Origin of the sequence: Streptomyces sp. NPDC005574, assembly GCF_040605435.1 — a bacterium.
Classification (GTDB): Bacteria; Actinomycetota; Actinomycetes; order Streptomycetales; family Streptomycetaceae; genus Streptomyces.
The window spans coordinates 21,793-36,565 of sequence record NZ_JBEXCW010000080.1; the positions used below are offsets into that span (position 1 = coordinate 21,793).

The window sequence follows — 14,773 nt, forward strand, 5'->3', positions numbered from 1 at the left end:
AGAGCTCTCCGACCGATCCCGGAGGCGTCGGGCGCAAGGCGTCGTCGAGTACGAACACGGCCGTGTTCAACACCGGGCCGCCGATCAGCACCCGGGCGCTCGACGGCTCGCAGCGCCACAGCGTGGCGTCCACGGTCGTCTCCGAAGGGCCGTAGGAGTTGAACATCACCCGGTCCGTGGACCAGGAGGCCATCACCTTCGTCGTCAGCGCCTCCCCGGCCGCGATCACCCGGACGGTGTTCGCCACCGTCGCCGCGTCGACCGAACTCAGGACGGCGGGCGGAAGGGTCGCCACGGAGATCGCCTGTTCCGTCAGGAAGCGCGCCAGCGGAGGGCCCAGACGAGCCTCTTCCGGGACCACCACCAACGCGGCCCCCTGCAGGAGGGCCATGACCCACTCCCAGCCGAAGGTGTCGAACCCCGCCGAGGCGAACTGGGCCACCCGGTCTGCGCCGGAGACCCCGACCAGATCGGCGTGGCCGGCCGCGAAGGACGCGATGCCGGTGTGCGACACCGCGACGCCCACCGGCTGTCCGGTCGAGCCCGAGGTGTACACGATGTAGGCGGTGTGGGCCGGAAGCAGAGCCGCCAACCGGTCCACGTCCGTGACCGGATCCGCCGCGAATTGCGAGACGTCCACTCCGTCCAGCAGCAGCGTCGGCGCGTTCGACGGCAGGACATCGACGCAGTCCTGCGCGGCCAGCACCACCACGGGTGCCACGTCGGCCAGCACGACGGCCACGCGCTGCGACCGGTACGCCGGGTCGATCACGGTGTACGCGCCACCGCACTTGAGCACCGCCAGCAGCGCCACCACCAGATCCAGGCCGCGCGGCAGGCACAACGCCACGGTCCGGTCGGGGCCGACACCCAGACTGATCAGGAACCTGGCCAGACGGTTCGAGCTGGCATCGAGCTGCGCGTACGTCAGCTCCTGACCGCCGGCCGTGACCGCGACCGCCTCCGGCCGCCGGGCCGCCTGCACCGCGAACAGCTCCGGCACGGTGGCCACCGGCACGTCGGCGTCGGTGGCGTTCCAGTCGACCAGGATCCGTTCGAGCTCGGAGTCCGCGAGCAGTTCCACGGCGCTGACCCGTGTCGACGTGTCCTGCGCCATGCCATCGAGCACGCGCACGAACCGTTCCGCCAGCTGCGCCACCGTGCCCGGCTCGAAGAGATCGGCCTCGCCGATCACCGCGCCGCGCAGCCCCGCCGGACGGCCGTCGGCGTCGAACACCTCCTCCACCGTCACGTCCAGGTCGAACTTCGCCGCCGCGTACCGGACGGCTTCGGCCCGCGCGCCCGGCAGCCGCAGGCCGTCCTGGGCGCTGTTCTGCAGCGTCAGCATCACCTGGAACAGCGGGTGCCGGGATAGGGAGCGCTCCGGTGCCAGTTCCTCGACGAGGCGCTCGAACGGCACGTCCTGGTGGTCGAACCCGGCCAGCGCCGTGTCCCGCACGCGGTCCAGCACCTCGGTCAGCGTGGGGTTCCCGGAAAGGTCGGTACGCAGCACCAAGGTGTTGACGAAGAACCCGACCAGGTCGTCCAGCGCGGCGTCCACGCGCCCGGCCGTGGCGACGCCGATCGGGATGTCGGTCCCGGCGCCGAGCCGGGACAGCAGGACCGCCAAAGCGCTCTGCAGCACCATGAACGACGTCACGCCCCGCGATCGAGCGAGATCCGCCAGGCGGGCATGCACATCGGCAGGGACTTCGAAAGCCGACGAGTGCCCGCGCTGCGAGGGCATCGGCTGCCGCTGCCGGTCGACCGGCAGCGGCAGCTCCACCGGAGAGCCGGCCAGCGCCTGGCGCCAGTAGTCCACCTGCCGGGACGCCAAGCTGTCCGGGTCGTTGTCCGAGCCCAGCAACTCTCGCTGCCACACCGCGAAGTCCGCGTACTGCACCGGCAACAGCTCCCAGGTCGGAGCCTCGCGCTGACAGCGCGCCGCGTAGGCCTCGCTGAAGTCCCGGGTCAGGACCGCCGCCGACCAACCGTCCGAGGCGATGTGGTGGAGCACGACCGCCAGCACGTACTCGTCGTCGCCGAGTGCGAACAGCACCGCGCGCACCGGCACTTCGGACGAGACGTCGAACGGATGGGCGGCCACCGCTTCGACGCCTTGCTCCACCGTGGCCGATGAGGCTTCGACGACCTCGAGGATCCGTTCGGCCTCGGCCTGTGCCAGCACCCGCTGGTACGGCTCGCCGTCGACGACGTGGAACACCGTGCGCAGGACCTCGTGCCGCTCCAGGACGTCGCCGAAAGCGGCCGCCAGCGCGTCGCGGTCCAGTTCTCCCGACAGCCGACTGACCATCGGGATGTTGTAGGTCGGACCAGGGCCGTCCAACTGGGTCAGGAACCACAGCCGTCGCTGCGCGAACGACAGCGGCACCCGCTCCGGGAGCGCGCGCGCCGTCAACGCCACGCGGGCCGGGCTGGCCTGCTCCAGACGGGCTGCCAGTGTGGCCACCGTCGGGCAGTCGAACAGAGTGCGGACCGTGACCTCGATGCCGAGCACGACCCGGATCCGCGAGACCAGGCGTACCGCGAGCAGCGAGTGGCCGCCCAGGGCGAAGAAGTCGTCGTCGACCCCAACCGAGTCCCGGCCGACCGCTTCAGCGAAGACCTGGCACAGCAGCTCCTCGCGGAGCGTCGACGGCGCCCGCGAGCCGGAGGCGGCGCGGTCGAGAGCCGGCAGTGCTCTGCGGTCGAGTTTGCCGTTCGAGGTCAGCGGGAGGACGTCCAGCGCCACCACTGCCGACGGCACCATGTACTCCGGCAGACGCTGTCCCGCGAATGCCCTCACCGACGCGGCCAGGGAGTCGGCGCCGGCGATGTCGGCGGGGACCACGTAGGCGGTCAAGCTGCCGGCGTCAGCAACCACGGCGGCCTGAGACACCCCCGGGCACGTGGCGAGCACCGCCGCGACCTCGCCGGGCTCGACCCGGAAGCCGCGGACCTTCACCTGATCGTCCGCCCGGCCCAGAATCTGTATCCGACCATCACCCAGCCACCGCGCCAGGTCCCCGGTCCGATACATCCGCTCACCAGTGCCGAACGGGCAGGCCACGAACCGCTCGCCCGTCAGAGCACTGCGACCCATGTAGCCGCGCGCCAGCTGGGCACCGGCGACGTACAACTCGCCCGCGACCCCGGGCGGAACCGGACGCAGCCCCGCATCCAACACGAACACCCTCGTTCCGGCCACGGCCGTCCCTGCCGGCACCCGCCCCGCGGCCACGTCGTGCGCGTCGAACGGCCCGGCCAGCGCACCGATCGTGGTTTCCGTCGGCCCATAGTGGTTGACCATCGCACGGTCGCTGGCCGCCGCGAGCAGCTGTCCGGCCAGCGCCGGAGATGTCGCTTCACCGCCTAGAACCAGCGCCCGCGCCGGAAGCAACGGCTCCACGCCGTCGGCGCTCGACAACGCTGCCAGGTGCGACGGGACGATCTTCAAGAAATCGATCCCGTGCTCGGCGAGATACGCGGCCACAGCCCCCGGATCCGTCGCCGCCTCCTCATCCAACACATGCAACTCACCACCGGCCCCCAACGCCGCGAACACGACCGTGTTCCCCAAATCAGTGGCCTGCGCCTGCAACAGCGCATACCGGCCGCCGTACTCAGCAAACGCCAACCGAGACGGCATCGAACTCAGATAACTCGCCAACCCGGCCTGAGTAACCCCCACACCCTTCGGACGCCCCGTCGAACCCGACGTGTAGATCACATAAGCCAGGTTGTCGCGCCACGACCGCGGCAGCTCGGCAGCCACGGGGCCCGTGGCGAGCATCGCGGCCGTCGCCGGATCGTCAACAGCGACGCTCAGCATCCGGCCGACCGGCAGCTCGTCCACGAGTTCGGTGGTGCCGACCAGGACCGACGCACGGCTGTTGGAGAGCATGAACGCGATGCGCTCAGCCGGAAGCCCGGCGTCGATGGGCAGATAGGCCGCCCCTGCTTTCCAGACGGCGAGGATCCCGACCATCGTCTGCGGGCCGCGCGGAAAGCACAGGCCCACCACACTGTCCGGGCCGACACCGAGTCCGCGCATGTGATGAGCCAGCCGACCGGCCTGCTCGTCGAGGTCCGCGTACGTCAGCCGGCCTTTGGAACTCACCACGGCGAGCGCGTCGGGTGTCCGGGCCACCTGTGCGGCGAAGATCTCGGGGAACGTGGGAGGCGGCGTCTCCGACTGTGCCGTACCGCTCCATTCGCTCAGGACCCTGCGGCGCTCGGCGTCGTCGAGGACGTCCACCGCTCGCAGGCGCGTGTCCGGGTCCGCCGTCACCGTGTCGAGAACCCGTGTCAGGCGGCTCGCGAACTGGTCGGCGAACCCCTGGTCGAACAGGTCGGAGGCGGCGGTGATCACGCCGCGCAGTCCCGCGGGGGCGCCGTCGTCGTCGAAGGTCTCGGTCAGCAGGACGTCGAGGTCGAACTTGACCGCCGGCCGGCCGGCCGCCTCCACCCGGGCGGCCAGGCCCGGCAGTGCCGGGTCCGCACCGGCGTCCTGCATGGTGAGGATGATCTGAAACAACGGGTGCCGGGCCGGCGACCGCTCCGGCGCCAGTTCCTCGACGAGGCGCTCGAACGGCACGTCCTGGTGGTCCAGGCCGGACAGCGTCGTCGCGCGGACCCGGTCCAGCACCTCGGCCATGGTCGGGTCCCCGGACAGGTCGGTGCGCAGCACCAGAGTGTTGATGAAGAAACCGACCAGGTCGTCCAGGGCGGCGTCCGCGCGGCCGGCGACCGCCGACCCGATGGGGATGTCGGTGCCGGCGCCCAGCCGGGACAGCAGCACCGCCAGGGCGGTCTGCACCACCATGAACACCGTGGCACGCCGGTCCCGTGCCGTCGCCGCGAGCCGGGCGTGGAGATCGGCCGACACCTGGAACGGCGCGCTATGGCCGTGGTGGGAAGCGTTCGCCGGGCGCGGACGATCGGTCGGCAGTGCCAGTTCGGCCGGCGCACCGGCCAGGGCGGCACGCCAGTAGGCGACCTGCTGGGAGATCAGACTGTCGGATTCGTCTTCGGACCCGAGCATCGCGCGCTGCCACAAGGCGTAGTCCGCGTACTGCACCGGTAGCGGGGACCAGTCAGGGGCACGACCCTGGCGGCGAGCGGCGTAGGCGTCTGCAAGGTCCCGGGCCAGAGGTCCGGTGGACAAGCCGTCGGAAGCGATGTGGTGGACGACCGCCATGAGGACGTGTTCCTCCGCGCCGAGCGCGAAGAGGGTGGCTCGCACTGGCAGGTCGGTCGACAGGTCGAAGGGGCGGCGCGCCTGGCCGGAGACGGCTTCCGGCAGCAGCGCCTCGGCGATCTCGACGACCTCTGGTTCCCACTGGGCGTCATTGAGGTCCAGGACGTGTTGCCAGGGCTCGCCGTCCGCCACGGCGAGGACAGTGCGCAGCACTTCATGGCGTTCGAGGACGTCGCCGAGCGCGGCCCGCAGCGTGGCGCGGTCCAGCGGCCCGGACAGACGCAGCAGCATGGGGATGTTGTACGTGGGAGTCGGGCCGTCCAGCTGGCTCAGGAACCACAGGCGGCGCTGCTCGAAGGACAGCGGGGTCCGCTCCGGACGCGGTCGGGCCACCAGCGCGGGCCGGGCGGCGCCGGTGTCGGTGCCGGACAGGACGGCCGCCAGCCCGGCGACCGTCGGGTGCTCGAACAGGGTCCTGATGCGGACGTCGGCGCCGAGCCCGGAGCGGATCGCGCCGAGCAGCCGGACCGCCGACAGGGAGTGGCCTCCCAGGGTGAAGAAGTCGTCGTCGACACTGACCGAGGGCACGCCCAGCACCTTGGCGAACACCCCGCACAGGAGTTGTTCGCGCGCCGTGGCCGGGCGTCGTCCGGATGTCACCGCCTCGTGGCGGGGAGCCGGCAGTGCTTTGAGATTCAGCTTGCCGTTCGGCGTCAGCGGCAGGACGTCGAGCACGACGATCGCCGAGGGCACCAGATGACCGGGCAAGTGTTCGGCCGCGTGATCGCGGACCGCTGCTGCGATGCCTTCGCCGCCGGAGCCGACGGGTACCACGTAGGCGACGAGCCGCACCTCGCCGGTGTCGGTCTGTGCGACGACCGCCGCGTCGGTGACGTCCGGGTGGCAGGCGACCACCGCGCGCACCTCGCCGGGCTCTATCCGGAAGCCCCGGATCTTGACCTGGTCGTCGCTTCGTCCCTGGAAGACCAGTCGGCCGTCGTTGGTCCGCCGGGCGAGATCGCCGGTGCGGTACATCCGCTCACTGCAGCGAAACGGGTCCGCGACGAACCGGCAGGCGCTCAGTCCCGGCCGCCCGAGGTAGCCGCGGGCCACGCCGGAGCCGCCGACGTACATCTCGCCCACGACACCGTGCGGGACCGGCTCCAGATTGTCGTCGAGCACGTAGACGCGGTAGTTCGCCAAGGGCACGCCGATGACGCTGCCCGCTGAGTCCGGCTCGGAGCCGAGTTCGGTGAACGTGACGTGGACGGTCGTCTCGGTGATGCCGTACATGTTGATCAATCGCGGTCCGGCCGCGCCGAACCGTGACCACCACGGGCCCAGCCGGCCCGGGTCCAGGGCCTCGCCGCCGAACACCACGGCCCGCAGCCGTGGAAGCCGGTCCGGGCGGTGCTCCAGCTCGGCCATGAGTTGGTAGAACGCCAACGGCGTCTGGCTCAGCACACTGACGCGCTCGCGCTCCAGCAGCGTCACGAACTGCTCGGGGAAACGGGCCGTGTCCGACGGCACCACCACGACCCGGCCGCCGTACAGGAGCGCGCCCCACGTCTCCCACACCGAGAAGTCGAAGGCAAAGGAGTGGAAGCAACTCCACACGTCATCGGCCGTCGGCGCCACGACCGCCTCGGCGGCGGTGAACATCGAGACCGCGCTGCGGTGGGTCACCGCGACGCCCTTGGGCTCGCCGGTCGAACCGGAGGTGTAGATGACATAGGCGGGATGGTCTGGCAGGCACTGCGCCAAGACGTCCGTGGCAAGGGCGTCGTGGACGTCCTCCAGCAGCAGCACCGGGACGTCCTCGCTCACCGCCGCCGCGACAGCCGCAACCGTCCGCGACGTCAGCACGCCGACAGCACCGGAATCGCGCAGGGTGTAGGCGATCCGATCGGCGGGATACGACGGGTCGACCGGCAGATACGCCGCGCCGGACTTCACAGCGGCGACCATGGCCACCATCAGTTCGGCCGAGCGCGGGAGCAGCAGGCCGACCACGGACTCCGGGCCCGCTCCCCAGGCGGCCAGGCATCGTGCAAGCCGGTCGGCGCGCTCGTTCAGCTCGGCGTAGGTCAGCTCCACGCCGTCGCAGGCCACTGCCACGGCGTTCGGAGTCCGCGCCACCTGCGTGGCGAACAGGTCGGCGAGTGTGGCGTCCGGCCTCGTCGCCGTCGCACCATCCGCCTCGGCGAGCAGCGCCTGCCGTGCAGCGCCGTCCAGCACGCGGACCGCGGAGAGTGACGCGTCCACACCGCTGTCACAGCTCTGTTCGAGGACCGCGACCAGATTTTCGATCGTGGCCCGGAACAGCCGGCCGACCTCCACCGGGTCGATCGGGGCGACTCCGTCGACGGTCAGCCCGATCGTCTCGCCACGGTCGTCCACCGAGACGGTCAGCGGGTAGTTCGACCTCGACCAAGCGTAAGCGGTCCGGACTCCCTCGGGGTCGCCGAGACCCGGGACCGCCGAGTCGTCGTCAGCGTGCCGGTAGTTGAGGATCGCCGTAAACAGCGGAGCGTTGCCTGGCAGTCCGGCGGCCTGCTGGACCGCGGCCAGGGAGGCGTGCTCGTGATCGAGCAGTTCGGCGAGCCGGGAACGCACCTCGCCCACGGCGGCCGTCGCGCCGAGCCCGTCCAGCCGGACACGCACCGGCAGGGTGTTGAGGAAGGGCCCGACCGCGCGGCCGGCCAAGGCCCCGGAACTGCTCCGGCCGAACAGGACGGTGCCGAACACCACGTCGGTACGGTCGGCGATGGCGGCCAGCAGCCGGGCCCACGCAACGTGCAGCACGGTCGCGGGGCTGGCCTTGAGCCGCCGCCCGACGGCGGCGATCCGGCCGGTCAGGTCCGGTCCCAGGTCCAGGATCTCCTGCGCGGCGTCGGCTCCGCTGTGGATGTCCAGAACGCCGTACGGGGCGGTCGTCCCGTCGACGCCGGACAGTACCTCGGCGAAGTAGCGCTCGTGACGGTCGCCGTCGGCATCGGCACGGGCCTCGGCGACGAACTCCCGGAACGGCAGCGGCCTGGGGAGCTGATCGGCAGCTGCTCCGGAGAGCAGGGCGTGGATCTCGGCGAGCGCCGCCTCCATGCCCACGTGGTCGAGGACCACGTGGTGGACGCGGATCAGGGCCCACCAGCGTCGGCCGTCCGGGTCGGCCGCTGCGGCGACGTCCATGATCGGAGCGCGGGTCAGGTCCAGAGCCGGTGGGACCGAGCGCAGCAGCTGCTCGACGGGATCGGCATCGGGATCCAGGACGACCGTGGCGACCGGCAGTTCGACATTCCGCCAGACGACCTGGACCCCTTCCGGCAGGCCCTGCCAGAAGATCGACGTCCGGTAGATGTCGTGCCGGGCGACCACCTGGCGCAGTGCTGCGAGAAAGGCGTCGAGGCGGTCGCGGGAGTCGAGCTCCAGGACCATGGGCTGGGCGTAGACGTCGGCCTGTCCGTCGTCGGCGAACAGGTGGTGGAACAGGAGGCCTTCCTGCAGCGGTGCGAGCGGGTAGATGTCCGCGACGTTGGCGGCGTCGCCGTCGACCGTTCCGGTGATCGCGTCGATCTGCTCCTGGGTCAGCTCGACCAGGGGCAGCATGTCCGGGGTGACGCGGGTGGCGTCCGCCGGGATCAGGTTCGGGGACACGACGACGGTCTCAGCGCCGACGGCGACCGAGAGCCCGGCGACGGTCGGGGCCTGCAGGAGCGCGCGCACGGTCACCGAAACGCCGCGCTCTCGCAGCCGCTCGACGAGCGACACGGCGAGCAGCGAGTGGCCGCCGAGAGCGAAGAAGTCGTCGTCGACGCCGACCGAGGGCACGCCGAGCACCTCGGCGAAGGCGGCGCACATCAGCTCTTCGCGGCGCGTCGACGGGGCGCGCGAGCCGATCGGTGCGAAGAGCTCCGGGTCCGGCAGGGCTCGACGATCCAGCTTCCCGTTCGCGGTCAGCGGCAGGGCGTCCAAAATCACCACGACGGCGGGAACCATGTACTCCGGCAGCCGCTCTGCCGCGAACTCCCGGACGGCGTGGGGATCGCACTCGTCGTCGGGGACGACGTAGGCGACCAGGCACCGGTTCCCGGGGGCGTCCTCTCGGGCGACGACCGTCGCCTGTGCGACGCCGGGACCCGTGGCGATCACCGCCGCGACCTCGCCGGGCTCGATCCGGTACCCGCGGATCTTCACCTGCTCGTCGGCGCGGCCCAGGAAGTCCAGCTGCCCGTCGGCCATCCAGCGGGCGCGGTCGCCGGTGCGGTACATCCGCCTGCCCGGGACGAACGGGCAGGCCACGAACCGCTCACCGGTCAAGCCCGGCCGGCCGACATATCCTCGAGCCAGCTGCGTGCCGGCTACGTACAGCTCACCGGCGACGCCAGGCGGCACCGGCGCTAGTGAGGCGTCGAGGACGAACAGCTGTGTTCCCGGGCTCGGCCGCCCGATCGGCACCACGGCGCCCAGCGCGGTGTCGGAGCCGGCCGTGAACGTGCAGCAACCGACCGTGGCCTCGGTGGGACCGTACTCGTTGACGACAACCGACGCCGGGGAAGCCGCCAGCAGCTCGGCCACCACGGCGGGCGGGAGTCCCTCGCCACCGACGACCCAGCATGCGGCGGCGTCCCGAAGCCGTGCGCCCACCATCTGCCCGAGTATCGGCAGGTGGCCCGGAACCACCTTCACCACGCCGAAGCGGGCACCGCCCTGGATGAGGTCGGCGAGGCCTGACGCACCGCCCTCGCCGGAGACCGTGACCGAACCGCCGGCCAGCAGCGGCAACACCAGGCTGGTCACGGTCAGGTCGAACGCCGCCGACGAGTGCAGGGGCGCTCCCCGGTCCAAGGGGTACGCACACAAGGCCCATGCCGCATATGCCGCCAACGCGCCATGCGAGACTCCCACGCCCTTCGGCCGGCCCGTCGACCCCGACGTGAAGATCACGTAGGCCAGGCTCCCCGGGTGCGCGACGGCCCAGGGCACCATCTCGCCGACCTCGGGGAGCGGGTCCTCGACCGCCACGGTCACAGTCCGGCCGGCGGGCAGCTCGTCCAGCACCTCTCCGGTGCCGAGCACCACCGAGGCCCGGCAGTCGGCGATCAGGGCGCCCAGTCGCTCGACCGGATGCGCCACGTCCAAAAGGGCCACCGCTCCGCCGGCTCGCCAGACTGCCCAGGCGGCGACCAGGAGGTCCACCGACCGCGGCAGGACGGTGGCGATGACCGACTCCGGACCGACGCCCAAGCCGATCAGGCGATGGGCCAGGCGGTTAACCCGCGCGTCCAGTGCCGCGTACGACAGCTCCACACCGTCGCAGACCACTGCGAGCGCGTCCGGCGTGAGCGCGACCTGTGCGGCGAACAGCTCCGGAGCCGGAAGCGACAGCCCCTCGGCCCTGCCTCCGGCCCAGTCGGCCAGGGTCCGGCGACGGTCCGCACCCAGCACTTCGATCGCGGCCAGCGGCACCTCCGGCCCGCCCTCCAGCGCCGCCGTCAGGTTCCGGAGCGCCGTGAGCAGCATTTCGCACACCATCGCGGCGTCGAAAGGAACCGCCACGTCCACCGCCACGGAGAAGTCGCCGCCGCTGTCGTCGACCACGACCGACAGCGGGTAGTTCGTCCGCTCCCGGAAGCGGGCCACTTCGACGCCCGGGATCCCGATCTCCATGGACTCGGGCTTGAAGCCGTCGTCCGTGTTGTGGCGGTAGTTGAGAATCGAGGTGAACAGCGGCATGCCGACCGCCACGTCGCTGGCCTGCTGGGCCACCGACAGTGGGGCGTGTTCGTGGTCGATCAGCCCAGCGAGCTGGACGCGCAGGTCCAGGATCGCCCGCTGCGCCGACAGTGCGCCGGTGCGGACCCTTACCGGCAGGGTGTTGAGGAATGGTCCCGGCACCCGCGCGGCTTGCATACCGGTGTTCATGCGGCCCAGCAGGACGGTACCGAACACCACGTCATCCCGGCCTGACAGCACGGCCACGACCCGAGCCCACGCCACGTGGAACAGCACCGCCGGACTGACGCCGAGCCGGTGCGCGGCCGCCCTCACGGGATCGGACAAGTCCGCCCCGGCGCGAGTCCCGGCCCAGACCGTCGCCGCCCCGTCGTCGCGGACGTCCAGCAGGCCGAACGGCGCCGTCGGCTCGTCGACGCCGACGAGCAGCGCGGCGAAATGCCGACTGTGCGCCGCGGCATCCACGGTGCCCCGAATCTCGGCGACGAACTGGCGGAACGGCAGCGGATCGGCCGGCGCGGACAGGTCTCCGACCATGATCGCGCGAACCTCGGCGAGGGCTGCGGCGAGACCGAGGTGGTCGAGGATCACGTGGTGGACCCGGAGCAGGGCCCAGCGCCGGAGGCCGTCCGGATCCACGGCGACGTGCAGGTCGAGCAGCGGTGCGCGCTGCAAGTCCATCGCCATCCCCGCCGCTGCTGTCAGGGCGTCCCCTGGATCCGCGTCCGCGGCCAGCGGCACCTCCGTCACCCGGAGGCTGGCGCGGCGCCGGACGACCTGGACCGGCTGCGGCATGTTCTCCCAGGCCAGGGACGTACGGTAGATGTCGTGCCGGTCGACCACCTGCTGAAAGGCGGCGACGAACGCGTCCCACCGCTCATCCGATTCGAAGACGAGAACGGCCTGGGACAGGTAGGCGTCGTGACGCTCGTCATCAGCGAGCAGGTGGTGGAACAGCATGCCCTCCTGCAGCGGTGTCAGGGGGTAGATGTCCGCGATCTCGGCCGCCCCACCGTCGATCCTCGACACGACCGTGTCGATCTGCGGCTGGGTCAGCTCCGTCAGCGTGAGCATGTCGGGGGTGATCGCAGTCGCGTCCGCCGGGATCAGGTTGGGCGGGACGACGACCCGGTCCCGGCCGACCGAGGCCGCCAGGCCCGTCGGCGTCGGGCTCTCGAAGAGGGTCCGCATGTCGACCGACATCCCCACCGAACGGAGCCGCCCGGCTAGGTGCACGGCCAGCAGGGAATGCCCGCCCAGGGCGAAGAAGTCGTCGTCGACGCCGACCGCCGGGAGGCCGAGCACCTCGGCGAAGGCCGCGCACAGCAGTTCCTCGCGCGGCGTGGATGGCGCGCTCAGCCCGGCTGCGGCCGAGAAGTCGGGCGCGGGCAGAGCTCTGCGGTCCAGCTTGCCGTTGGCCGTGACCGGCAGTTGGTCGAGGACCAGGACCGCCGACGGGACCATGTATTCCGGCAGCCGCTTCGCGACGTGCGATCGCACGGCTTCGGCGAGATCCGCGCCGTGGCCGCTGTCGCGGCCGTCGGGGACGACGTACGCGACCAGTCGCATGCCCCCGGTGTCGGCCTCGAGCGCGAGGACTACGGCCTGGCCGACGCTCGGCGTCGCGGCCACCGCGGCCCGGACTTCGGCGGGTTCGATCCGGAAACCGCGGATCTTCACCTGCTCATCCGCGCGGCCCAGGAACACCAGGCGGCCGTCGGCCCAGCGGACCCGGTCGCCCGTGCGGTACATCCGCTCGCCGGGGCCGAAGGGGCACGCCACGAACCGTTCGGCGGTCAGGTCCGGGCGCTGGACATAGCCGCGGGCCAACTGCACCCCGGCCAGGTACAGCTCCCCTTCGACGCCGTCCTGCACCGGCTGCAGGTGCGGGTCCAGGACGAACATCCGCGTGTTGGAGACCGGCACGCCGATCGGCACCACGGGTCCGTCCGACGGGTCGCAACGATGCGCCGTGACGTCCACGGAAGCTTCGGTGGGCCCGTACAGGTTGGACAGCCCGACGCCCGGCAGCACCGCGAAGAACTGGTCACGCGTGCCAGCGGACAGCGCCTCGCCCGAGCAGACCACTCGACGCAGCACGCCACCGACAGCCGGGCATGCCGGGTCGGCCAGGAACACGTCCAGCATTGACGGCACGAAGTGCGCCGTCGTCACCCGCTCACGCAGTATGAGCTCGGCCAGGTACCCCGGATCGCGGTGGCCGCCGGGCCGGGCCACCACCAGAGCCGCGCCGGTGATCAGGGGCCAGAAGAGCTCCCAAACCGAGACATCAAACCCGAACGGCGTCTTGTGCAGCACCCGGTCCTCGGCGCGCAGATCGAACTCGTCCTGCATCCACAGCAGGCGGTTCACGATGCCGGCGTGCGACACCTCCACGCCCTTCGGCCTGCCCGTCGAACCGGAAGTGTAGATCACGTAGGCCGGATGGCCGCCGACGACCGGGATACCGGGATCAGAGCCCGGCGACGTGATAAGTTCCGCGGCCGTCCTCGGCTCGTCCAGCACCATCGGCTCCACACCGTCCGGCACCGCGTTCTCGCAGGCCCGCGAGGTCACCACCAATGCCGCACCGGAGTCGGAGACCATGACCGCGACACGCTCGGCGGGCAGTCCCGGATCCAGCGGCAGGTAAGCGCCGCCCGCCTTGAGCACACCCAGGAGCGCGACTACCGTCTCCGCCGATCGCGGCAGGCACACTCCGACCACTGACTCGGGCCGCACGCCCTGCGCCCTCAGAGCCCACGCCAGCCGGTTCGCCCGGGTGTCCAGCTCCGCGTAGGAGATCTCGGAGCCCTCGAACACCACCGCCGTCGCGTTCGGAGTGCGTGCCGCTTGTGCGGCGAACAGCTCAGGCAGTGTCGCCGACGGCACTTCGGTCGCCGCGCCGTTCCAGTCGCGGAGCAGGGTCTGCGCCTCGTCCTCGCCCATCAGCCGAGCCCGGCCGATCGGCTCGTCCGGCGCCGCGCCGGCCAACCAGTGCAGGACCCGCCGGAAACTCCCGGACACCTCAGCGCCGTCCCCGGTCGTGTGCAGGTCAGGGTTCGTCACGACGCCGACGCGCAGCCCGGCGCCCGCCAGCGCCGGGTAGACGTCGATCCGCAGATCGTCGGCCGGCCCGCTGGCCAGGGCGGTGCGGACGGCGGTGCAATCGCCGAAGCGGAGCGGGCGCTGCTCAGAGACCACGTTGACAACCAGCGGGCACAGCGGCGCCGCGCCGACCAGTTTCAGGTCGGCGAGGATGTCCCTGTGCTGATATCGCTGGTGGCGCAGTCCTCGCAGCACCGCCGAGGAGGCCTGCTTGACGATGCCCGCGGCCGAGGTCTCGGGCGTGAGCCGGAGTCGGACCGGCATGATGTTCGCGGTCATGCCGGGGATGCCGAACTGCGCCGGCACGGTTCGGCCGTGCACCGAGACGCCCAGGACGATGTCCTGCGCACCGGTGACGCGGTGACGGTACAGCGCCGCGGCCGCGATCATCAGTCCGGGGAGGCTGGTCTTCAGCCGCCGCGCCGCCGACGTGAGCTCGTCGACGTCGTTGGCGTCGATGTCAGCGGTGTGCACGTCCGGCGCGGTCGGCCGATATCGGCCGCCGGTCTCGGCGGCGTCGAGCTCAAGGTCGGCCAGCGTGTCGAGCCAGTATTGCCGGTCACGCTCCAGATCCGCGGATTCCCGGTACTCGCGGTCGGCGTCCAGCAGTACCGACAACGGTGCCAGTGAGGTGACCCCTGCGATGTGGACACACCTGACAATGGATCTTGGTGATCCAGGAAGGTGAAGATCTACGTGGGACGGCCCTCGAAGTACAACGTGGAGTTCCGG

General features: G+C 71.4%; 1 protein-coding gene (cut by a window edge). It reads right to left on the reverse strand.

All coding sequences use genetic code 11. From position 1 onward, the window contains the following. Positions 1–14,659: the 5' portion of a non-ribosomal peptide synthase/polyketide synthase gene (locus tag ABZT03_RS33640; RefSeq protein ID WP_356046494.1), read on the reverse strand. Its footprint begins 3,944 nt before the window's first position; 14,659 of the gene's 18,603 nt are visible here — the first part of the coding sequence; the start codon lies at positions 14,657–14,659; its stop codon lies off the left edge, out of view. Positions 14,660–14,773: the final 114 nt, after the last annotated feature.